This is a genomic window from Glaciibacter sp. 2TAF33 (assembly GCF_052114945.1).
Classification (GTDB): domain Bacteria; phylum Actinomycetota; class Actinomycetes; order Actinomycetales; family Microbacteriaceae; genus Cryobacterium.
Genome location: NZ_JBFRFS010000009.1, coordinates 187,272 through 207,779 on the forward strand (window position 1 = coordinate 187,272; position 20,508 = coordinate 207,779).

At 68.3% G+C, this 20,508-nt stretch carries 20 protein-coding genes; 15 read left to right on the top strand and 5 right to left on the bottom strand.

Annotation, left to right across the window (positions count from 1 at the left end; all coding sequences use genetic code 11):
* Positions 1 to 45 precede the first annotated feature (45 nt).
* Positions 46 to 1,776, top strand: a complete 1,731-nt coding sequence (locus AB4Y94_RS11565; protein WP_441727965.1) for a glycerol-3-phosphate dehydrogenase/oxidase — start codon at positions 46 to 48, stop codon at positions 1,774 to 1,776.
* 296 nt (positions 1,777 to 2,072) lie between these two features.
* Here the strand turns inward: AB4Y94_RS11565 and AB4Y94_RS11570 are convergent, their stop codons facing one another.
* A complete protein-coding gene (locus AB4Y94_RS11570; RefSeq protein WP_441727966.1) occupies positions 2,073 to 3,065 on the bottom strand; it encodes a hypothetical protein in 993 nt (330 codons plus the stop codon).
* A 453-nt stretch (positions 3,066 to 3,518) separates the two neighbouring features.
* On the opposite strand from AB4Y94_RS11570, the gene AB4Y94_RS11575 reads away from it, so the two are divergent.
* Genes AB4Y94_RS11575 through guaA form a run of 5 tightly spaced genes read left to right on the top strand, consistent with a single transcriptional unit; the run spans position 3,519 to position 8,445 of the window.
* Positions 3,519 to 4,046: a cation:proton antiporter regulatory subunit gene (locus AB4Y94_RS11575; RefSeq protein WP_441727967.1), complete on the top strand. Its 528-nt coding sequence runs from the start codon at positions 3,519 to 3,521 to the stop codon at positions 4,044 to 4,046.
* Between the two features lie 3 nt (positions 4,047 to 4,049).
* Positions 4,050 to 5,549 (top strand): cation:proton antiporter, encoded by a 1,500-nt coding sequence (locus AB4Y94_RS11580; protein WP_441727968.1) that lies wholly within the window; start codon positions 4,050 to 4,052, stop codon positions 5,547 to 5,549.
* A gap of 5 nt (positions 5,550 to 5,554) precedes the next feature.
* Positions 5,555 to 6,352 (top strand): SURF1 family protein, encoded by a 798-nt coding sequence (locus tag AB4Y94_RS11585; RefSeq protein ID WP_441727992.1) that lies wholly within the window; start codon positions 5,555 to 5,557, stop codon positions 6,350 to 6,352.
* A 9-nt stretch (positions 6,353 to 6,361) separates the two neighbouring features.
* Positions 6,362 to 6,805: a DUF3817 domain-containing protein gene (locus AB4Y94_RS11590; RefSeq protein ID WP_441727969.1), complete on the top strand. Its 444-nt coding sequence runs from the start codon at positions 6,362 to 6,364 to the stop codon at positions 6,803 to 6,805.
* Positions 6,802 to 8,445: a glutamine-hydrolyzing GMP synthase gene (guaA, locus tag AB4Y94_RS11595; protein ID WP_441727970.1), complete on the top strand. Its 1,644-nt coding sequence runs from the start codon at positions 6,802 to 6,804 to the stop codon at positions 8,443 to 8,445. The genes AB4Y94_RS11590 and guaA overlap by 4 nt, the downstream gene beginning before the upstream one ends.
* Before the next feature lie 238 nt (positions 8,446 to 8,683).
* Here guaA and AB4Y94_RS11600 read toward each other — a convergent pair whose 3' ends face one another.
* The 3 genes from AB4Y94_RS11600 to AB4Y94_RS11610 all read right to left on the bottom strand — a co-directional run bounded on the left by AB4Y94_RS11600 (position 8,684) and on the right by AB4Y94_RS11610 (position 10,630).
* Positions 8,684 to 9,112, bottom strand: a complete 429-nt coding sequence (locus tag AB4Y94_RS11600) for a DUF5655 domain-containing protein (protein ID WP_441727971.1) — start codon at positions 9,110 to 9,112, stop codon at positions 8,684 to 8,686.
* A 111-nt stretch (positions 9,113 to 9,223) separates the two neighbouring features.
* A complete protein-coding gene (locus AB4Y94_RS11605; RefSeq protein WP_441727972.1) occupies positions 9,224 to 10,033 on the bottom strand; it encodes a Bax inhibitor-1/YccA family protein in 810 nt (269 codons plus the stop codon).
* A 63-nt stretch (positions 10,034 to 10,096) separates the two neighbouring features.
* The gene (locus tag AB4Y94_RS11610) at positions 10,097 to 10,630 is read right to left on the bottom strand and encodes a hypothetical protein (RefSeq protein WP_441727973.1); all 534 of its coding nucleotides are present in this window, start codon (positions 10,628 to 10,630) and stop codon (positions 10,097 to 10,099) included.
* A 37-nt stretch (positions 10,631 to 10,667) separates the two neighbouring features.
* Here AB4Y94_RS11610 and AB4Y94_RS11615 point away from each other — a divergent pair, with 37 nt between their 5' ends.
* From AB4Y94_RS11615 to AB4Y94_RS11645, 7 genes are all read left to right on the top strand, one after another.
* Complete coding sequence (locus AB4Y94_RS11615; protein WP_441727974.1) at positions 10,668 to 11,699, top strand: glycerophosphodiester phosphodiesterase family protein; 1,032 nt, start codon at positions 10,668 to 10,670, stop codon at positions 11,697 to 11,699.
* Between the two features lie 58 nt (positions 11,700 to 11,757).
* Entirely contained in the window at positions 11,758 to 14,202 is a 2,445-nt protein-coding gene (locus AB4Y94_RS11620; protein WP_441727975.1) for an ATP-dependent helicase, read from the top strand.
* Positions 14,202 to 15,302 (top strand): FUSC family protein, encoded by a 1,101-nt coding sequence (locus tag AB4Y94_RS11625; protein ID WP_441727976.1) that lies wholly within the window; start codon positions 14,202 to 14,204, stop codon positions 15,300 to 15,302. Before AB4Y94_RS11620 ends, AB4Y94_RS11625 begins: the two co-directional genes overlap by 1 nt.
* Before the next feature lie 46 nt (positions 15,303 to 15,348).
* Positions 15,349 to 15,531, top strand: coding sequence for a hypothetical protein (locus tag AB4Y94_RS11630; RefSeq protein ID WP_441727977.1), 183 nt, complete (start codon positions 15,349 to 15,351; stop codon positions 15,529 to 15,531).
* Between the two features lie 87 nt (positions 15,532 to 15,618).
* Positions 15,619 to 17,019, top strand: coding sequence for a ferredoxin reductase family protein (locus AB4Y94_RS11635; RefSeq protein ID WP_441727978.1), 1,401 nt, complete (start codon positions 15,619 to 15,621; stop codon positions 17,017 to 17,019).
* On the top strand, positions 17,016 to 17,561 hold the full coding sequence (locus AB4Y94_RS11640; protein ID WP_441727979.1) for an FMN-binding protein: 546 nt from the start codon (positions 17,016 to 17,018) through the stop codon (positions 17,559 to 17,561). The genes AB4Y94_RS11635 and AB4Y94_RS11640 overlap by 4 nt, the downstream gene beginning before the upstream one ends.
* A gap of 64 nt (positions 17,562 to 17,625) precedes the next feature.
* Positions 17,626 to 18,351, top strand: coding sequence for an FAD:protein FMN transferase (locus tag AB4Y94_RS11645; protein WP_441727980.1), 726 nt, complete (start codon positions 17,626 to 17,628; stop codon positions 18,349 to 18,351).
* A gap of 62 nt (positions 18,352 to 18,413) precedes the next feature.
* On the opposite strand, the gene AB4Y94_RS11650 is transcribed toward AB4Y94_RS11645, so the two are convergent.
* The gene (locus tag AB4Y94_RS11650) at positions 18,414 to 18,893 is read right to left on the bottom strand and encodes a MarR family winged helix-turn-helix transcriptional regulator (RefSeq protein WP_441727981.1); all 480 of its coding nucleotides are present in this window, start codon (positions 18,891 to 18,893) and stop codon (positions 18,414 to 18,416) included.
* A 108-nt stretch (positions 18,894 to 19,001) separates the two neighbouring features.
* On the opposite strand from AB4Y94_RS11650, the gene AB4Y94_RS11655 reads away from it, so the two are divergent.
* Together AB4Y94_RS11655 and AB4Y94_RS11660 are read left to right on the top strand one after the other, a co-directional pair.
* The gene (locus AB4Y94_RS11655; RefSeq protein WP_441727982.1) at positions 19,002 to 19,640 is read left to right on the top strand and encodes an NADPH-dependent F420 reductase; all 639 of its coding nucleotides are present in this window, start codon (positions 19,002 to 19,004) and stop codon (positions 19,638 to 19,640) included.
* Between the two features lie 103 nt (positions 19,641 to 19,743).
* Positions 19,744 to 20,322 carry an NADPH-dependent FMN reductase gene (locus AB4Y94_RS11660; RefSeq protein WP_441727983.1) on the top strand — a complete coding sequence of 193 codons (579 nt, stop codon included), beginning with the start codon at positions 19,744 to 19,746 and terminating at the stop codon, positions 20,320 to 20,322.
* Positions 20,323 to 20,508: the final 186 nt, after the last annotated feature.

Here is a 20,508-nt window from a genome sequence, read left to right on the forward strand (position 1 = left end):
GAACTAGCGTCGAGACTACGCACCACTGACGGATGGGAGTCACCAATGGCCAAGCCGAACTCAGTCACACGGTCCACGAAACTCGGGCCTGTCGAGCGTGAAGCGGCGCTCGCGAGGCTCAAGGAGAAGGAACTCGACATCCTCGTCGTCGGCGGCGGCATCGTCGGAGCCGGAAGTGCGATGGACGCGGTCACCCGTGGCTTGAGCGTCGGCATCCTGGAGGCGCGCGACTGGGCGTCCGGTACCTCCAGCCGGTCCTCGAAACTGGTGCACGGCGGCATCCGCTACCTGGAACAACTCGACTTCCGCCTGGTGCGGGAAGCCCTGATCGAACGCGGCCTGCTGCTGCAGGTCCTCGCACCGCACCTGGTCAAGCCGGTGCGGTTCCTGTATCCGCTGCACAAGCGGTTCACCGAGCGCCTCTACGTCGGTGCCGGCATGCTGCTCTACGACCTCTTCTCCTACAGTGGCGGCCGACCCCCCGGCGTGCCGCATCACCGGCACCTGTCCAAGAGCCAGGTGCTGCGGGCGATGCCGAGCCTCGACAAGAACGCCCTGGTCGGCGGCCTGACCTACTATGACGCGCAGGTGGACGACGCGCGCTACGTGGCGTCGCTCGTGCGCACCGCCTCCTTCTACGGCGCGCACGCGGCGAGCCGGGTGCGTGTGGAGGGCTTCATCAAGGTCGGCGAGCGTGTGGTCGGGGTGCAGGCCCACGACCTGCAGACCGGTGAGCGCTTCGAGGTGCGCGCCAAGCAGGTGGTCAACGCCACCGGCGTGTGGACCGACGACACCCAGCGGATGGTCGGCGAGCGAGGCACGTTCAAGGTGCGCGCGTCGAAGGGTATCCACCTGGTCGTGCCGCGTGACAGGTTCCAGGGCTCGATGGGGATGATCCTCCGCACCGAGAAGAGCGTGCTGTTCGTGATCCCGTGGGGTCGGCACTGGCTGCTCGGCACCACAGACACCGACTGGCACCTCGACAAGGCGCACCCCGCGGCCACGGCAGCCGACATCGACTACCTGCTCGAGCACGTCAACTCGGTACTCGCCGTGCCGCTGTCCCGTGAGGACGTGGAGGGCGTGTACGCCGGCCTTCGGCCGCTGCTGGCCGGCGAGTCCGACCAAACGTCCAAGCTCTCCCGCGAGCACCTGGTCGGGCATTCCGTGCCCGGTCTGGTGGTGATCGCCGGCGGCAAGTGGACCACCTACAGGGTGATGGCGAAGGACGCCATCGACGCGGCGGTGGACGCCCTCGACGGCAAGATCCCCGAATCGACGACCCAGAACATCCCGTTGCTCGGTGCCGAGGGCTACCAGGCGGCGTGGAACAAGCGCGGCAAGATCGCGCACGCGTTCGGCCTGCACCGGGTGCGAATCGAGCATCTGCTCAACCGCTACGGGACTATGACCGATGAGCTGCTCGACCTGATCCGTGAGGACCCGACCCTGGCGGACCCGCTCCCCGGCGCCGACGACTATATCGCCGCTGAGGTCGTTTACGCAGCGTCCCACGAAGGCGCACTGCACCTCGAGGACGTTCTGGCGCGACGCACCCGCATCTCGATTGAGGCTTGGGACCGTGGCGTGTCTGCGGCGCCGGTCGCCGCCCGGTTGATGGCCGGGGTGCTCGACTGGGACACCGAGCGGGAGGAGCGCGAGGTCGCGTTCTACCTCAAGCGGGTGGCGGCCGAGCGTGAATCGCAGGAGCAGCCTGACGACGAGTCGGCCGACCGGGTGCGCCTGGAGGCGCCCGACATCGCCGCCACCTCTTAGGGTCTCTGCCGCCTGCGGCCTGCCACCGGCCTTTTCGTACCCTCGGCGGCCGTCCGCGCGCACGTCGGTGGGGGTCGGGGTCGTGGGCTCGCCGGCGTTGGGGCGCCCCAAAGCGCTGGGCGCGCCCGCCGTGGCAGGCGCGGGTCGCCTTTTCGGGCGCGTGTGGGCGCTTTGCGTCCGCGCCGCTGACTCGAGTAGTCACGTCTCTCGCAGGGTGCGGGCGCAGCGTGCGGGCGCAGAACCGGGCCAGGGCCGCAGGCGCAACTGCGGGCGCCGCAGCGCGGTGTGGCGCCGGCTCACCGCACTCGCGGGATCCCGTTGCGCGCCAGGAACCCGCCAAAGGTCGAAAGATTCATTGCCTGCGCCCACCCCCACCTGAATACGGATGGGCCGCAGGCGCGGAGCCGATCCTCGCGGATCTTCTCCTCGATCAGGATCTGCGCGTGAGTGCGTCCCCGCGCATGCTCCTCACGCAGGTACTTGCCGAGCCCGTCGAACTCCCCGATCCGCTTCACGGTGCGCCAGAAATAGTCGGTGTACCCGATGAGCCCCTCAGCATCCGAGAACGGCGTTTGCAACTCGGGGAGGAGGAATCCGAGCAGGAACATGTGCGCCCGGCTGATCGACTCGCCGCAGGAACCGGAAAGCGTCGTGGCGAACGCCGCCGCCCGCTGCGCTGCCGTGCGCCCCACGCTGCGACCGGACGCGCCCAGCGCGGCAACGGCCGCATCGAGCTCCTTTCGCGTCGCGAGGGCGGAGCCGTAGCGGGGAACATGGATGGCTTTATCCATCATGGCCACGGCCTCCGGGAACGGCAGGATGCGTGCCATCGCCACCGCTGTGGACGCTGCGCTCGTGACGCTCAAGCCATCTCGCTCGACAACGTCCGCGGATCCGTCGTCCGGGTGCCGAATAATCCTGTTTCGTGAGCGCCCTCCCGCCGCGGGTGGGACCAGGATGTGGACGCTGTCCGGCCAGGCTCCGACGCGTGGAAGCCCCCAAACCGCCGCCGCGGAATAGTGGGAGAAGGTCGGAGGTCGCTCGCTCATGACCGCACAGGCCCTGACCGTGGCGAGGTAGCGGGCATCCATGCTGAGCGCGGTCCATGCCGTCGTGGGCATATACACCCCCCAGCGCAAGCGGATGACGCCGCCGCGTTCCAGTTCGGTGCGCAACTCCCGGTTCAGGCCCACGGCGCCCGCGTCGGCGGCGAGGATGAGGCCGTCCGGACGGGCAACGGCGGCAAGCAGTCGGGTTCTCGTGACGGATGCTGCGGGCATGTCGACCATGTTCGCAAGACAGGGCGGGCAGTAGCCCGCTCCAGGTACGAATTGTGGACAAGTCGCCCGTGCCCGCGCCTGTGGAAACTGTGTAGCGGCCCGGATCATCCATGGCCCTACCGGCCTGCCGCCCCCGGGGTCACCCGACCCGACCGGTGGTTCACGGGCCCGGCCACCGAAAGGGCGGGTCGCTACCGCCGTGGCGGCGGCGGCCCGCCGTTTGGGGCGCGTCGGGGGCGGTAGTCCAGGGGTCTGGCCACCGAAAGGGCGAGCCGCTACCGCCGGGGCTGGGGTGCCCCGCCGTTTGGGGCGCGCCGGGGCGGGGCGAGCCGGGGAGGGCGCGCCGGGGCCGGGCGGCGAACCGAACCGCAGCATCCGCTCCCCGGCGACCCGGCGCGATGCAGCCGAGGGGGCTCCGATAGAATGAGGGGTACTGCCCCCAATTCCCAGGAGTCGCAAACAATGGTTGACGTTCGGCGGGTCAAACTTCCTGGTGTGGGCGTGCTCCACACCTTCGTAACGGATGACGGCGGCAAAGTGGGTGTCATCGCCCACCGCTCCGGTCACAGCGACCTGATCACCTTCGCCGATGACGAGGGTGGCCCAGACGCCAACAAGGTGTCGCTGCGCCTGAACGAGGACGAAGCGCACACCCTGGCGGAACTCCTCGGCGGTACCCAGATCACCGAGTCGCTGACCGCGCTCGACCAGATCCCTGGCCTGTCCATCGACTGGTTCACCGTCGACTACGAGGACCACATCGCCGGGCAACCGCTCGGCAACCCGGCCGAGCGCGGCATCGCCGGCCTCACCGTCGTCGCGGTCGTCCGCGGTGAGTCGGCCAGTCCGGCTCCGGCACCCGACTTCAAGGTGTTCCCCGGGGACACGCTGGTCGTGGCCGGTTCGCCGGAGAAGGTTGCGAAGGCGTTCGCGTTCTTCCGCACCGGGGCGGTGACGGCCAGGACCGTCGACGCGCCGCCAGGAGGATAACGGATGCACCTCGGCGAAGACCTCATCACCCTCGGCGTCCTGCTGGTCGTCGCCTACGTACTCGGCCGTCTCGCCAAGCTCGTCGGACTGCCGTCGATTCCGGTGTACATGGTCGTCGGGCTCCTCGCAAGCCCGCACTCCGGCTGGTTCCCGCTCGATTTCCAATCGGCCGACATCGAACTCATCGCCATCTTCGGGCTGATCCTGCTCCTGTTCAGCCTCGGGCTCGAGTTCGACCAGGAGGAGTTCTTCAACGACGCCGGGAAGCTGCTGGTCTCCGGTGGTTCGTATGTGCTCCTCAATATGGGTGTGGGCTTCGCCTTCGGCATGATGGTGGGCTGGGGCACCCGCGAGGCCCTGGTGATCGCCGGCATGACCGGGACGTCGTCCAGCGCGATCATCACGAAGCTCCTGATCGAGTTGCGGCGACTGCCGAACAAGGAGACGCCGATGATCCTCGGCGTGACCGTGGTCGGGGACATCTTCATCGCCATCTATCTGGCCATCGTGTCGGTCGTGCTGAGCGGCAAGACCGAGGTCTGGCCGATCGTGCTGCAACTGTCGATCGCGTTCCTGTTCCTCATCGTGATGTTCTCGGTCGCCCGCTGGGGTGGCCGTGTGGTGTCCCGTCTGGTCCGCACCAAGGACGATGAACTGTTCACGATCCTGTTCTTCGGCCTGGCGGTGCTGTTCGCCGGGATCGGCGAGCTGATCGGGGTCACCGACGCGATCGGAGCGTTCCTGATCGGCGTGGTCCTCGGCGCCAGCACCTACCGCACCAAGATCGAGCGGGTGGCAGTTCCACTTCGCGACGTCTTCGGCGCCTTCTTCTTCCTCAACTTCGGGCTGGCCCTCAACGTGGCGGAGTTCGGCTCCGTCGCCACCCTTGTGATCATCGCCGTGGTGATGACCTTCGCCCTCAACATCCTCTCCGGCATGTTCCTGGCCTGGCTCAACAAGATGGGCGCCGTCGAAGGCATCAATGCGGCGGCGATCCTGGTCAACCGCGGCGAGTTCACGCTGATTCTGGCCACCCTGTCGATCGCTGCCGGCCTCGATCATCGGCTGCAGCCCTTCGCCGGGCTTTACGTGCTGATCATGGCGATCCTGGGTCCTCTGTTCGCCTCGAACTCCGAACGGATCGGCGGCCTGCTGCCGGGCGGTCGGCGGCGGCCGCCGGCGCGGAAGTCGGAGCGCGACCCGATGCTTGACGAGGAGATCGCGCTGGTCGAGGCGATCACCGCGGGTCAGCGTCGAAGCGGCGACAGCGCCGCCAGGACGGCTGCGCAACGCGTCGTCGGGCGCACGCGGCCCGGCGGCTCCGCCCCGGCGACGGACGCCGCCGACCTCGCACCGGCCGGGAATACCCCGAACAATCCTGCCTCCGCCGATAAAGGCGCCACTGACGCCGTCATGGCGGACGACGCCATGACGGCATTCATCGCCGAGCACATCCCGCTCGACGAACCCTCCACAGACGAACGGACGAACGACTACTCGTGATCCGCATGATGGTGCGCCCGCGCTGGGTGCTTGCCCTTCTGCTCGCCCTCGGTATCGCGGCGGCCTTCGCGCTGCTCGGCCAATGGCAGCTGGAACGCGCCATCGTCTCCGGTGAGGTCGTGGAGCGCAGCACCGAAACGGCGCTGCCCCTGGATAAGGTGGCGAAACCCGGCGGACCCGTCAACGAAAGCGCAACCGGGCAGAAGGTGTCCGTCGCCGGACATTTCGTCGCCGGCGACGACCAGTTGATTCGCGACCGCGTGAACCAGGGCGAGGACGGCTACTGGGTGGTCAGCCACTTCGTGACGGATGCCGACTCCGCGAGTATCCCGGTCGCCCGCGGTTTCGCGGCCGACGAGGCCGCCGCCCGTTCGGCGATCCGCTCCCTTGCCGCGTCGGGCGACGCCGGCGCGTCATCCGTCACCGTCACCGGTCGTTTCCTGCCCAGCGAGGCGCCCGTCGTGCCGCCGGAGGGCACCGACCCGCACGCAATGACGGCGGTGTCGGTTGCCGCCCTGATCAACCTGTGGCCGGACTTCACTGCGCCGGTCTATGCCGGTTACATCGTCGACGCCGGGGCCCAACACGGCCTGGACCTGATCTACTCGCCGGCCCCGGACGACGACGTCGCCCTCAACTGGCTGAACGTCTTCTACGCCGCCGAGTGGGCGGTGTTCGCCGGGTTCGCGGTGTTCCTCTGGTACCGGCTGGTGCGGGACGCGGTCGAGCGGGAAGAAGAGGAAGAAGCCGCACTGGCCGATGCCGGTTCGCTGGCGGCCTCGCCGCCGTCGCCCGGCACGTAAACTGGGGGCATGCCTCTCGAACCCAAGACTGCCGACGTGCCCAGAATCCCCGGTGCGCTCCGGCTGTACCAGGTGGCGTCGGTCATCACCGGCGTTATGCTGCTGCTGCTCTGCGCGGAAATGATCATCAAGTACGCGTTCGGGCACGAACTCGAACTCGGCGGCACGAATGGCTTCCTCGCCTTCGTCCCGGCCGGCACCATCACCGCCGTGAACCTCAGCACCGGCATCCTGATCGCCCACGGCTGGTTCTACGTGCTGTACCTGTTCAGCGACTTCCGTTTGTGGAGCCTGATGCGCTGGCCGTTCTCCCGGTTCGTGCTGATCGCGCTCGGCGGGGTGATCCCCACCCTCTCGTTCTTCGTCGAACTGCGGGTGGCCCGCGAGGTACGGGAATACCTGTCCGCGCGAACCGACCGGGACGCGGCGATCCCCGCGGAGGTGCAGTCATGAGCGAGGCCGGGGCGCAGGACCTGACACTGCAGGAGAAGGAACGGGCAGCGGCCCACGTCGTCGAACAATCCACCAGCGCCCGCCCGGTGCTGGTGGTGGACTTCGGTGCGCAGTACGCGCAGCTGATCGCGCGGCGGGTGCGCGAGGCATCCGTTTATTCGGAGATCGTGCCGTTCTCGGTGACCGCAGCCGAGGTGATGGAGAAGAACCCGGTGGGCATCGTGCTCTCCGGCGGGCCGTCGAGCGTCTATGCCGACGGCGCCCCGCAGTTCGACGCGGCGATCTTCGACCTCGGCATCCCGGTGCTCGGCATCTGCTACGGATTCCAGGTGATGGCCACCGCCCTCGGCGGCGAGGTCGCCCACACCGGCGGGCGCGAGTACGGGTCGACCCCGGTCTCGGTGACGGATGCCGGCAACGCGTTGCTCGCCGGGCAGCCGGAATCGCAGACGGTGTGGATGAGCCACGGCGACTCTGTGTCCCAGGCGCCGGACGGGTTCAGCGTGCTGGCCTCGACCGAGTCGACCCCGGTCGCCGCGTTCGCCAACGACGAGCGCAAGCTGTACGGCGTGCAATGGCACCCGGAGGTCAAGCACTCTGAACACGGGCAGCACGTGCTGGAGAACTTCCTGCACCGCGCCGCCGGGATCCCCGCCGACTGGAACAGCGGCAACGTCATCGCCGAGCAGGTGGCGCGCATCTGCGACCAGGTCGGCACCGGCAAGGTCATCTGCGGACTCTCCGGCGGTGTCGACTCCGCGGTCGCGGCGGCACTCGTGCACGAGGCGGTCGGCGACCAGCTGGTCTGCGTGTTCGTGGACCACGGCCTGCTCCGCCAGGATGAACGCAGACAGGTCGAGGAAGACTACGTCAAGGCGACTGGTGTGCGCCTGGTCACCATCGACGCCCGGGAGACGTTCATCACCGCGCTGGCCGGGGTGAGCGACCCGGAGCAGAAACGCAAGATCATCGGGCGGGAATTCATCCGCAGCTTCGAGCAGGCCCAGGCCGACCTCGTCGCCGAGGCGGCTGAGGAGGGCGGCGACCCGATCCGCTTCCTGGTGCAGGGCACCCTCTACCCCGACGTGGTCGAGTCCGGCGGCGGCAGCGGAACCGCGAACATCAAGAGCCACCACAACGTGGGCGGACTGCCGGAGGACCTCCAGTTCGAACTGGTCGAGCCACTGCGCACCCTGTTCAAGGACGAGGTACGCGCGATCGGCGCCCAGCTCGGGCTGCCGGAGGAAATCGTCCAGCGCCAGCCGTTCCCCGGCCCCGGACTCGGCATCCGCATCGTCGGCGAGGTCACCCAGGAACGGCTCGACCTGCTGCGTGAAGCGGATGCGATCGTGCGCTTCGAACTCAGCGCCGCGGGTCTCGACCGCGAGATCTGGCAGTGCCCGGTCGTGCTGCTGGCCGACGTGCGGTCGGTCGGCGTGCAGGGGGACGGCCGCACCTACGGGCACCCGATCGTGCTGCGGCCGGTGTCGAGCGAGGACGCGATGACCGCGGACTGGACCCGGTTGCCCTACGACCTGCTGGCGAAGATCTCCAATCGGATCACGAACGAGGTGGACGGGGTCAACCGGGTCGTGCTCGACGTCACGTCGAAGCCGCCGGGGACGATTGAGTGGGAGTAGGAGCCTCCCGTGATTCGCGGTGGTCGAGGCTGTCGAGACTCGCGCTTCAGCTCAGACAATGAGGGGTTGCGCGCAACCCTCCGCTTCGCTCCGGGCCGCCCCACCCCCGCATAACCCAACGCCCGTACGGCATCCGTTGTTTGCGCGTGTGCGCCAGATGCGCCGGAATGCGGGTGGCATGCCTGCCGCATACCGGCGCAGGTGCAGCATAGCGGCGAGGCGGGCGGGGCGGCCTCCGTCAGCTGGGGTGGTGGCGCTGCTCGCCGACGGCGTAGGCCTCGCGGAGGAGCGCCAGGAACGCGGCGTCGATCTCGGCGGGCACGGTGAGGCGGAACTCGTGCAGCACGTTGCGCGGCGAGAAGACCTGCGTGCGACGGAACAACGGATGCCGCGCCACGCGCGCCAGCACCAGGTGCCCGTCCAGCCAGTGCCTGCGGGGCATGAAGGCGGCGAAACTCATCCGCACGTGCAGGGCGATCCGCGATTTCTCGGACAGGACGTCGACCGGCCCGAGCTCGCCGACCAGCCGGTCGAACATGGCCCGAACGACGGGATCGGTGCCGTCGAAGTGCCGATCAAGGTCGCCGAGCGGTGCGCAGGTGTGGCTCTGGCTCACGTTGGCGAAGGTGCGGCCGCAGCGCGGGCAGGTCCACAGCGAACGATTCACGCTCACACCCTAACCCCGCGCCTGTTCCTCACCGAACTCAAATCGGCGAGGTGCACGAAGGGCCGGCCCCCGAGGAGGACCGGCCCTTCTGCAGCAGATGCGCGGTGGACGCTAGTTGCGCGAGATCGCGAAAAGGCGCAGCAACTCCACGTACAGCCACACCACGGTGACCATGATGCCGAACGCGCCGGACCAGCCGTACTTACGGTCGGCACGGTTGTTCACGCCGCGCTGGATGAAGTCGAAGTCAAGCACCAGCGAGTACGCGGCCATGATGACGGCGAGGACGCCGATGATCAGGCCGAGCGGAATGCCGAAGACCTCCTGGCTGCGGAGGCCGAAAGCGTTGTCGGTTGCACCGGTGACCATCATCACCACGTTGACCAGCGAGAACAACAGGTAGCCGATCATCGCAATCAGGAAGATCTTGGTGGCCTTCTTGGACGCGCGGATCTTGCCACTGGCGAAGAGGGCGAGCGTGACGCCGACGACCACCAGCGTGGCAAGGGTGGCCTGAAGCACGACGCCCGGCCAGGTGGTCTCGAAGATCATCGAGATGCCGCCGACGAAGAGTCCTTCGAACGCGGCGTAGGCCAGGATCAGCGGCGCGGACGGCTGCTTCTTGAAGCTGTTGACCAGTCCGAGCACCAGCCCGACGATGGCTCCGAGCATGGCCGGCAGGATGCCGAGAACCGGGGTCAGGAACCAGCCGATCGCGGCGGCGACCACGAGGATGCCGAAGCTGAGCGCCGTCTTGGCGATCGTGTCTTCGTATGACATCCGGTTGGTGTCCTGTGAGCCGGCGGATGGGGCGTTGTACAGGTCCTGCAGCTCTGCGTCAGACAGCGTCTTCGCGGCAGCCACCGTGCCGGGCGCGGCGAATGCCGGGTTGCGGGAGAATGCGGGGTTCGAGCTTGCCATGGTGTCCTCTGCTCACAATCAGCGGTAGTGGGAGCCGGCGCCATGGCCGGCATCGCCACCAATCTACCTGAGAGTCCGTACAGGTTGGCTGGGCGTTCGCCGCAAGCTGGCCCAGCGAACGGCCAACCACCACGCCAGCCACGCGCTGCCCACCGTGACCGCGGTGCCCACCGTGTACAGAACCCAGTTCTGAGCGTACTCGTGCAGCGCCTGCTTGAACGCGAAACTTGCCAGGATCGGCACGGCCAGGGCCAGGTAGCTGACCAGCGGACGGTGTCGCACCAGCAGCCAGCCCGCCAGGAGCACCGCGAACGACCCGGCGAACTCCGGCCCGGCCAGCAGGGCAAGCCCGGCCAGCAGGCAGGGCAGCAGCACCACGATCCGGCGCCACGGCGCCCCGGGCAGCAGCAACCAGCCGATCGCGTGCACAGCCGGGCCGATCGCCAGGAACCACAGGCTGTAGGTGCTGCTGAGGTTGGTGGCGGCGACCCCGAGGGCGATTCCGGCGAGGCCGACTGCGCGCCGGAGCCGGAAGCGACGCCACCGCACCGGCGGCCGCACCACGGGCTCGCTGGCGGGCTGGGTCGCAATGGTCACACCAGCGATTCTGGCAGGCCGCGACTAATCTGGGGAAATGTCCGACCGCCCACCGTCGCATCCGCTCGTCATCGGGCATCGCGGCGCGAGCGGGTACCGCCCCGAGCACACCCGCTCCGCGTATGAGCTGGCGTTCGCGCTGGGTGCCGACGCGGTCGAGCCCGACATCGTGTCCACCCGCGACGGGGTTCTCGTGCTGCGCCACGAGAACGAGATCTCCGGTACCACGGATGTCGCCGCCCACCCCGAATTCCAAGGGCTCCGCACCACGAAGCGCATCGACGACGTCGAACTCACGGGGTGGTTCACCGAGGACTTCACCTGGGAGCAGCTGAGCACCCTCCGCGCCAGGGAACGGCTGCCCGGCCTCCGCAAGTCCAGCGCCACCTTCGACGGTCGCTACCCGATCCTGCGACTGGCCGACCTGTTCGAGATCATCGACGCGACGACAGAGCGAGTGGCGCGGCCACTCGGCATGGTCGCCGAAATCAAGCACGCCACCTATTTCGAGTCCATCGGGTTGCCACTCGACGAGCTGTTCGCCACCGCGGTGAACGACGCCGGCTGGAACCAGCGCGACGGACGGCTCACGATCGAGAGTTTCGAACGCACCGTGCTCGCCAGCATCCACGCCCGCGGCATCGACGGCAAACGGGTGTACCTGATCGAAGCGACGGGCAAACCGTTCGACCTGGTCGCCCGGTTCGGCGCCCGGGCGACCCGCTACGCGGACGACATCACCGAATCGGGCCTGTTCGCGCTGGGCGGTGTTGTGGACGGGGTGAGCGTCGCGAAGTCCCTGATCCTGCAAACGGATGCCGGCGGCCGCGTCGTCGGAGCCTCCGAGCTGGTCGACGAGGCCCACGCCGCAGGTCTGGAGATCTACACCTGGACGCTGCGGCCGGAGAACGCGTTCCTGGCCGCGACGTTCCGGCGCGGCAGGTTGAAAGCCGACTACGGATACTGGCAGGCCGAGTTCCGCACCATCATGTCCACCGGGATCGACGGGGTGTTCGCCGATCAGCCCGACCTCGCGGTGGCGGTGCGCGACGAACTGTCCGCCCGCTGATCAACGAGCCGAGGCGCCACTGATCGTGTCGGCCCCAGCGATTAGACTTGAAACCGATATGACGACGCTCTACGGCCCGGACGAAACCACCGCGAAACGAGTCTCCGGGGCGCCCATAATCGTGCACGACCCGAGAAGCGGCTACTCCCGGAGTTCGCTGCTCGACGGACTCAATCCGCAGCAACTCGAAGCGGTCGAATACCGCGGCCCCGCCCTGCTGATTATCGCCGGGGCCGGCTCCGGCAAGACCAGCGTGCTCACCCGCCGGGTCGCGCACCTGCTCGAGACCCGCGAGGCGTGGCCGAGCCAGATCCTGGCCATCACCTTCACGAACAAGGCCGCCGCCGAGATGCGGGAGCGCGTCGTGGCGCTGGTCGGCGACAGCGCCCGCGGCATGTGGATCTCCACCTTCCACTCCGCCTGCGTGCGCATCCTCCGCGCCGAGTCCGAGAAAGCCGGCCTCACCAGCACATTCAGCATTTACGACTCCGCTGACACCCGGGTCACGCTCAAACGCATCATCAAGGCGCTCGACGCTGACACCCTCGGCTTCACCCCGGCCAGCGCATCCGCCAAGATCTCCAAACTCAAGAACGAGTTGGCGGATGTCGATTCGTACGCGCGCAACGCGAACATGAGCGACCCGCAGGAGGTCATGTTCGTCGAGATCTTCCGGCAATACACCCAGCGCTTGCGCGCGGCCCACGCGTTGGACTTCGACGACCTCATCGGGGAGACGGTCTACCTGTTCCGCGCCTTCCCCCGGGTCGCGGCGTTGTACCGCCGTCGGTTCCGGCACATCCTCGTCGACGAATACCAGGACACGAACCACGCCCAGTACTCGTTGGTGAGGGAGCTCACCCGGCCAGTCGAGGCCGAACTCGCCGACGAGCTGGAGGCGCAGGGGCTGCACGTGAAGAGCGTGCAGGACAACAGCGGCGCGATCCCCGGGGCATCGCTGACCGTCGTCGGTGATTCCGACCAATCGATCTATGCGTTCCGGGGTGCGGACATCCGCAACATCACCGAGTTCGAACGCGATTTCCCCGGCGCGAAAGTGGTGCTGCTCGAGCAGAACTACCGTTCGACGCAGAACATCCTTTCCGCCGCGAACTCCGTGATCTCGAACAATTTCGACCGCAAGGACAAGAAACTGTGGTCGGCCGGAGGCGACGGCGAGAAAATCGTCGGGTACACCGGGTACTCCGGCCATGACGAGGCACAGTTCGTCGCCGACGAGATCGAGGTGCTGCACCGGGCCGGCACCGCCTACCGGGACATCGCCGTGTTCTACCGCACCAACGCACAGACCCGCGCCCTGGAGGAGATCCTGGTGCGCGCCGCCGTGCCATACCGGGTGGTCGGCGGCACCAAGTTCTACGAGCGCGCCGAGATCAAGGACGCCCTGGCCTACCTGATCGCCGTCGCGAACCCCAACGACGAGTTAGCGCTCCGCCGCATCCTGAACACCCCGAAGCGCGGCATCGGCCCGGCGACCGAGACCCAGCTGGGCAGCTTCGCCGAAGACAACGGCCTCACCTATCGGCAGGCCATGCGCGATGCCGCCTCCCTCGGCCTCGGCCCGAAGGTGACCGGCGCGATCCTCCAACTGGCCCGGCTGCTCGACGAAGCGACGCTCATGCTCGACCCGAACCAGCCGGCGGGGGCGTCGAGCGTCTCCGACGTGCTGGTGTTCCTGCTCGAGCAGAGCACCCTGCTCTCGACGCTCCGGAGCAGCCGCGACCCGCAGGACGAGGCCCGCGCGGAGAACATCGAAGAACTCGTCGCCCAGACCAAGGATTTCAACCGGGAGAACCCCGATGCCGGCCTGGTCGACTTCCTCACCCAGGTTTCCCTGGTCGCCGCGGCCGACGACCTCGACGACTCCTCCGGCACGGTGTCGCTGATGACACTGCACACCGCCAAGGGCCTGGAATACGACGCCGTCTTCCTCACCGGCGTCGAAGAGGGCCTGCTGCCGCACCAGATGTCGGCCGGCGAGCCGGGCGGACCGGCCGAGGAGCGCCGTTTGTTCTATGTGGGCATCACCCGCGCCCGCCAGCGCCTCTACCTGTCGCTGGCCATGACCCGGGCCCAATTCGGGGATATCAATGTGGCGATGCCGAGCCGTTACCTGCAGGAGATCCCGGCCGACCTCATCGACTGGAGGCAGTCGCCGGGCATGGCGAATTCGCGCGGCGGCACCCAGCCTCGCGCGCTCAACGCCCGCCGCGACGGGTACGGCTTCGGCAAGCGGGAGCCGCAGGGCCTGCCGCCTGCCCCCAAGCCGAAGACCGAATGGGCCAACCGGGTCACCGCGCAGGTGCGCGACAACGGCGACCTCACCCTCGAAGCGGGCGACCGCATCCGTCACGTCGATTTCGGCGACGGGCGCGTCAACCAGGTCACCGGTGAGGGGACCAAGCGCATCGCGCATGTGCAATTCGACACCGCGGGCGCGAAGAAGCTCCTGATCAAGATTGCGCCGATCGAGAAGATCTGATGACCGGCGACCGCCAGGAAGAAGACGAACAGAGCCACCCGGAAACCCTGCTGCAGCGCCTCCAGTCGCTCCGGGCGCTCGACGTGGAGGTGGCCACCCGGGCCGCGCTCGCCGCGGTCATCCCGCTCACGGTGCTGATCGCGATCGGCCATGCCGACTGGGCGCCATACGCATCGTTCGGCGCGATGACCTCGCTCTACGGTCGGAGCGAGCCGTACCGGGTCCGGGTGCGCACGGTCACCACGGCGGCCGTCGTCCTCGTCGCCAGCATCGCCTTCGGCACCCTGATGGCAACCATCGGCGCCTCCCTGCCGCTGCTCGCCGCGGGCCTCCTGGCGGTGATCGTGGTTGGGATACTCATCGCATCCACCGCGCACCTGTTGCCGGGCACGCCGATCTTCTTCGTGTTCGCGTATGCGGTGTGCGCGCAGGTGCCCACCCCGGCGGATGAATACGGGGTGCGCGTACTGGTCGGCGTCCTCGTCGCGGTGTTCGCCTGGCTCCTCAGCATGTCCGGTTGGGCGCTTCGCCGGATGGGCGGCGACCGTTCTTCCGAGCTGTTCAAGCTGCTGCCCCGGCAGACCAGTGCGCGCCCGGCCGCGTGGCGCTCGCCGATCGTGTGGCTGACCATTCTGCAGACCGCGGTCGGGGTGCTCGTGGCCGGGGGGCTGGCGACACTGGTCGGCATCGGACACCCGTATTGGGCGGTCGTGGCTGTGGTCGCCGTGCTGCCGGCTGCCGGCGGGCGCCACTCGATCTCGCGCGCCTTCCATCGCATCTTCGGCACGGCCGTCGGAGTGCTGGTCACCGGTGTGGTGCTGCTCCCCGGGCCATCACTGTGGGTGCTCGTTGTGGTGATCGGAATCGGCCAGTTCGGTGCTGAGATCCTGGTCGGGCGGCACTACGGCGCGGCACTGCTGTTCATCACGCCCCTGGCCCTGACCGTCGCCCATTTGGCCAGTCCACTGCCCGTGCCGACGTTGATGGTCGACCGGGCGGCGGAGACGGCGCTGGGCGGCGGGGTGGCGTTAGCGATTGTGCTGCTGGCGCGCGCGGGTGAGCGCCGCCGGGGGATTGCCCGCCAGAACGCGCCGGCGTAGCGTGGCACCCAGTGGGACACCACGCCCCATGAGGAGGGGGTCCGACATGCCAAGCGACCCGGATGGACTGTGGCCCCGCCGACCCGATGACACCGTCGACGCCCCAGACGAGGAGCGCGAGGTCGACGACGCGCTGAACCCGGCCGACGAAGAAGGCCCGGTCGATGAGGAACAGCGCATCGACGCGGACGACCGGCCGGTCGACTTCGACGACGAGGGAGTCGTCTAGCCCGTCCGCGCCGGGACCCGTCGCATCCACAGGTAATCCACAGCCGGGTCATACTTCACGCATTGGCTGTGGGGCGAGGCTGTCGCCATGAGCCAGTTCACCCGTATCGCGCCCCGACGGCTCGCGCCGACGCCGGTCGCGGTGAACCGCGCCCGGCTGCAGGTGGCCGACACCCTCCAGGTGCTCTGCATCGTGTCGGTAGCCGTCGTCATGGCGTTGTTCCTCGCCGACGGCGGCGCCTCCCAGTTCGCCACGCCCGCCGACACCCTCTCGTCACTGGGGGTGGTGTGCGGACTCGTCGGGTCCGACCTGCTGCTGGTCATGCTCCTGCTGGCCGCCCGCCTCCCGCTCGTCGACCAGACGTTCGGCCATGACCGGGCCATGGCGCTTCATCGGTCGCTCGGCAAACCGGTTCTCTACCTGCTGTTGGCTCATGCCGCCCTGCTGGTCGGCGGCTACGCGATGCTTCAGCCGAGCTCCTATTTCGACCAGGTCTGGATTCTGCTCACCGTCCCGGACATGCCGCTGGCCTACCTCGCCCTCGGGCTGCTCATCCTCGTCGTGGTGACCTCCCTCGTGGTCGTGCGGCGCCGCTTCCCCTACGAGGCCTGGCATGCCGTCCACCTGCTGGCCTACGCCGCGGTGCTGGTGGCGATCCCGCACCAGCTCAGCGTCGGGTCGCTGTTCGCCGACGGGAGCCTGCAGCGCTACTACTGGCTGGCGCTCTACATCGGCGTCGCCGGGTCGATCCTGCTCTTCCGTTTCATCGTGCCGGTGGCGCGTTCGCTGCGTCACCGGCTCGTGGTCACCGGAATCCGCCGGGTCGGCCCTGGTGTGGTCTCGGTCGGTCTCACCGGCCGGGCGCTCGAACGTCTCGATGCCTCGGCCGGACAGTTCTTCATCTGGCGGTTCTGGACGTCCGGACTCTGGTGGCAGGCGCATCCGTTCTCACTCTCCGGCGCCCCGTCGGCAGGCGGGCTGCGTATCACCGTCCGGGGCCTCGGGGACGGGTCGGCCGCGCTCGCCGCAGTGCCGCCCGGTACCCTGGTGAGCTTCGAAGGCCCGTACGGCCTGTTCACCGAACGGGCGCGGACGTCGCAGAAGATCGTGATGGTGGCGTCCGGCATCGGGGTGGCGCCCATCCGGTCGCTGCTGGAAACCGCATCCTTTGCGCCGGGCGATGCCACGGTCATCCTGCGGGCGCCGACCCTGGCCGACGCCTACCTCGCCGACGAGGTGACCGAGATCTGCCGCCAACGCGGCGCGCAGCTGCGCATCATCGCCGGTCACCGCGCGCCCGGCATCGACAGCTGGCTCCCAGCGGATGCCGTGGCCGCCGGCATCCACCTGGCCGGCCTGGCGGCGCAACTGCCGGACGCCGACCTCTACATCTGCGGCCCCCGGTTCTGGACCGAGGCCGTGGTGCGGGATGCCGCCTCCGGTGGCGTGCGTGCCAGCCAGATCCACTACGAACGGTTCGACTGGTGAGGGCGCGCGCGGTCGTCATCGCCTCCCTCGCCTCGGTTGCGGTGATCGGCACCGGGTGGGAACTGGGCAGCCAGGTGCACGTGAGCCAGTTGGCGCTACCGGGAACGGACGCATCGGGCGCCGCCCCGACGCCGGGTTCGGCGCGGAGTCCCACGACGGCCAGCCCGCAACCGGCCGCCACGGCCGCCCCCGCCCCGGCAGCACCCGCGACGCCGGAACCAACCAGCAGCACGCCGGCCACACCGACGCCGGCCCCCGACACCGCTTCAGGCACATTCACCGGCACCGCGGTGGAGACGCGGTTCGGCACCGTGCAGGTCGCGGTGACGGTGGCGGGCGGAACGATCAGCGACGTGAGCACCGTGCAGCTCACGTCTCGTGACGGGAGATCCGCTTCGATCAACAGCCGCGCCGTCCCGGTGCTGCGCTCGGAGGTGCTGCAGGCCCAGTCTGCGAACGTGCAGAACGTGAGCGGCGCCACGTACACCAGTACCGGCTACCTCACCTCGCTGCAGGCGGCCCTCGATGCTGCCGGCTTCTGAGGCCGGTGCCGGCGGGGGCGTCCCTGCCCTCCAGTCCCACGTTTTCCCGTCGATGGGGACCGTGGTGAGCGTCCGATTCGCGTTGGACCCGGGCGGACCGGCCGGAGGGGGCGGCGCCCGGTTGGAGCAGGCCCGGAGCGCGGTCGAAGCGGTGTTTGAGCGCTGGGACCGGCGTTTCAGCTTGTACCGCGCGGACTCTGAGCTGAGCCGGCTGGCGCGCGGCGAGATCCGGCTCACGGGCGCCAGCCGGGAGCTGCGGGACGCCTATACGGTGGCCATCGGCTGGCGCCAACGCACCGGCGGCGTGTTCACGCCGCACCGAGGCGACGGCGTGATCGACCTCTCCGGCGTGGTCAAGGCGCTCGCGCTCGCGGCTGCGGGCGACGTGCTGGCAGGACTCGGGGTCGCGCACTGGTCGATCAACGCCGGGGGCGACATCCTCACGCGCGGCCACCCCGGGCCCGGCGTCGCCTGGTCGGTCGCGGTGGTCGACCCTGGGGACCGCAAGGGCGTGCTGGCGAATCTCAGCCTGGCCGCCCTGCCCGCGATTGCGACGTCGGGAAGCGCCGAACGCGGTGAGCACATCTGGACCCCGTTTCCGGGCGGCGCCTTGCCGTTCCACCAGGTCAGCGTGCTCGCCGCAGACATCGTCACGGCGGACGTGCTGGCTACGACGATCGTGGCCGGCGGCGAGGCCGCGCTTGATGACTGCACCCGGCGCTATTCGGTCGAGGTGCTTGCCGTGACGCACGACGGTCAGCTACTGGCGACACCTGGCCTGCGCCGCTGACGTCCGCCGCTGACGTCTACTGCTGGCGCCTACCGCTGGGCTGCACCGCTGCATCCGCCCGGTCAGTCCAGGCCGAGGAGGCGGTGGTCGGGGTCGAGGGTTGTGAGCAACTGGCTGCAGATGTCGCTGAGCTGGGCGACCTGGCCGGGGGACAGCGGGTCGAAGACGACCGAGCGCACCTCTTCGACGTGGCCGGGAGCGCTGGCGACGACCTTCGCCCAGCCGGCATCGGTCAGCGCAGCGACCGACGCGCGGGCGTCGCTGGGCGACGGAGTGCGCCTCACATACCCCTGCGCCTCGAGCCGGGTCAGCACATGGGAGAGCCGGGACAGTGAGGCGTTGGTACGTGAGGCGACCTCGGTGAGCAGGAGGGCTTTTTCGTCGCTCTCCGAGATCATGGCGAGCACGTAGTACTCGAAATGCGACAGCCCGGCGTCGCGCTTGAGCTCGGACTCCAGCCGGGCGGGCAGCAGCATGGTCACCGCGACCAGGCGCAACCAGGCGATCCGTTCGTCTTCCGTCAGCCACCGCGGTTCAGTCATACGGAGATTCTAACTTTAACTTGACGCTTCAACCAAACGGGCGTATTCTTTAGTTGTTGCTTCAAGTAACTCGATCGCTTCAGCTGACCACACCAAGGAGTGGAACACATGACAGACATCACCATCATCGGCAGCGGCAACATGGCCCGCGGCATCGGTACCCGGGCCGTGGCGGCCGGACGCAGCTTGCAGGTCCTCGACCGCGAGCCCGCCAAGGCCCAGGCCCTGGCCACCGAGCTCGGCGCCGGCGTCACCTCCGGTGCGATCGAGGGAGCGAACCTCGGCAGCATCGTCGTGCTCGCCCTTCCGTTCGACGCAGCCAAGGAGGTCGTCACCTCCCTCGCCGCCGCGCTGGACGGCACGACGGTCATCGACATCACCAACCCGGTCGACTTCGCAACCTTCGACTCCCTGGTCGTCGCGCCCGGCAGCTCCGCCGCCGAGGAGATCGCCGCACTGGCCCCCGCCGCCAACGTCGTCAAGGCATTCAACACGACATTCGCCGGCACACTCATCGAGGGCGCCGTTGAGGGCCTGCCGCTCGACGTCTTCGTGGCGTCGGACTCAGACGAGGCCAAGGCCGCCGTCGTGGGCTTCGTAACGGATGCGGGTCTCCGGCCGATCGACGTCGGCCCGCTGCGCCGCGCCCGCGAACTCGAAGGCTTCCAGTTCGTGCTGATGACCCTCCAGGCCAACCCGGCCTTTGACACGTTCAACTGGAACACCGGCCTCAAGATCCTCGCTTAGTCCAACGAAATCGCTGCCGGGCGGGAATATCGTCCTGCCCGGCAGCCTTTCACCGGGTGTCACGTTTGTTGACACTTCAACATTTATGAAAGGTACTCATTACATGACCAAGATCGCCATCGTCACCGGCGGCAGCCGCCCGGGCAGCGTCAACTCCACCGTCGCCGAATGGGTCCACTCCCAGGTCGCCGACCGCACCGACGCCGAATTCGAGGTCGTGAACTTCAACGACTTCAACCTGCCCCTCCTTGACGAGGCGTACCCGGCCTCGATGCAGAACTACCAGCACGAGCACACCAAGGCCTGGTCGGCCAGGATCGACGAGTTCGATGGCTTCATCTTCGTCGCGCACGAGTACAACCACACCGCCGGGCCCGCCCTGGTGAACGCCCTGTCGTACCTCAGCGCGGAGTTCCACAACAAGGCCGCCGGCTTCGTCTCCTACGGCTCGATGGGGGGCGTTCGCGCCGTTGAGCACCTTCGCGGTGTGCTCTCCGAGTTGCAGGTCGCCCACGTGCAGAAGTCGCTGATGTTCTCGCTGTTCACCGACTTCGAGAACTTCTCCACCTTCAAGCCGACCGAGCAGAGCGCAGGAAACCTCGCTCCGATGGTCGACCAGGTCGTCTCATGGTCGCGTGCCATGGAGACCGTGCGCTCCGAGCAGCTCGTCGACGCCGCGTAGCCAGCAGCAGTTCACGAGAGGCACCCCGGTCGGGTTCTGAACTGCTCCCCGGGAGTTGGACTGAATAATTCAGTTTCGATTCCTGGGGAGCAGTTTTATGCATCCACGTAGTTCGTTGTCGGTGTCGTCGCGCGAAGCGGCGGTAGCGTTGTTCGAAGAGGGATTTGGCGACTCCGCCGTTGCGTC

What these genes read in the sequence shown, in the direction of transcription:
- AB4Y94_RS11565 (WP_441727965.1), top strand. Translation starts at nt 46, where the DNA reads ATGGCCAAGCCGAACTCAGTCACACGGTCCACGAAACTCGGGCCTGTC.
- AB4Y94_RS11570 (WP_441727966.1), bottom strand. Translation starts at nt 3,065, where the DNA reads ATGGTCGACATGCCCGCAGCATCCGTCACGAGAACCCGACTGCTTGCC.
- AB4Y94_RS11575 (WP_441727967.1), top strand. Translation starts at nt 3,519, where the DNA reads ATGGTTGACGTTCGGCGGGTCAAACTTCCTGGTGTGGGCGTGCTCCAC.
- AB4Y94_RS11580 (WP_441727968.1), top strand. Translation starts at nt 4,050, where the DNA reads ATGCACCTCGGCGAAGACCTCATCACCCTCGGCGTCCTGCTGGTCGTC.
- AB4Y94_RS11585 (WP_441727992.1), top strand. Translation starts at nt 5,555, where the DNA reads ATGATGGTGCGCCCGCGCTGGGTGCTTGCCCTTCTGCTCGCCCTCGGT.
- AB4Y94_RS11590 (WP_441727969.1), top strand. Translation starts at nt 6,362, where the DNA reads ATGCCTCTCGAACCCAAGACTGCCGACGTGCCCAGAATCCCCGGTGCG.
- guaA (WP_441727970.1), top strand. Translation starts at nt 6,802, where the DNA reads ATGAGCGAGGCCGGGGCGCAGGACCTGACACTGCAGGAGAAGGAACGG.
- AB4Y94_RS11605 (WP_441727972.1), bottom strand. Translation starts at nt 10,033, where the DNA reads ATGGCAAGCTCGAACCCCGCATTCTCCCGCAACCCGGCATTCGCCGCG.
- AB4Y94_RS11615 (WP_441727974.1), top strand. Translation starts at nt 10,668, where the DNA reads ATGTCCGACCGCCCACCGTCGCATCCGCTCGTCATCGGGCATCGCGGC.
- AB4Y94_RS11620 (WP_441727975.1), top strand. Translation starts at nt 11,758, where the DNA reads ATGACGACGCTCTACGGCCCGGACGAAACCACCGCGAAACGAGTCTCC.
- AB4Y94_RS11625 (WP_441727976.1), top strand. Translation starts at nt 14,202, where the DNA reads ATGACCGGCGACCGCCAGGAAGAAGACGAACAGAGCCACCCGGAAACC.
- AB4Y94_RS11630 (WP_441727977.1), top strand. Translation starts at nt 15,349, where the DNA reads ATGCCAAGCGACCCGGATGGACTGTGGCCCCGCCGACCCGATGACACC.
- AB4Y94_RS11635 (WP_441727978.1), top strand. Translation starts at nt 15,619, where the DNA reads ATGAGCCAGTTCACCCGTATCGCGCCCCGACGGCTCGCGCCGACGCCG.
- AB4Y94_RS11650 (WP_441727981.1), bottom strand. Translation starts at nt 18,893, where the DNA reads ATGACTGAACCGCGGTGGCTGACGGAAGACGAACGGATCGCCTGGTTG.
- AB4Y94_RS11655 (WP_441727982.1), top strand. Translation starts at nt 19,002, where the DNA reads ATGACAGACATCACCATCATCGGCAGCGGCAACATGGCCCGCGGCATC.
- AB4Y94_RS11660 (WP_441727983.1), top strand. Translation starts at nt 19,744, where the DNA reads ATGACCAAGATCGCCATCGTCACCGGCGGCAGCCGCCCGGGCAGCGTC.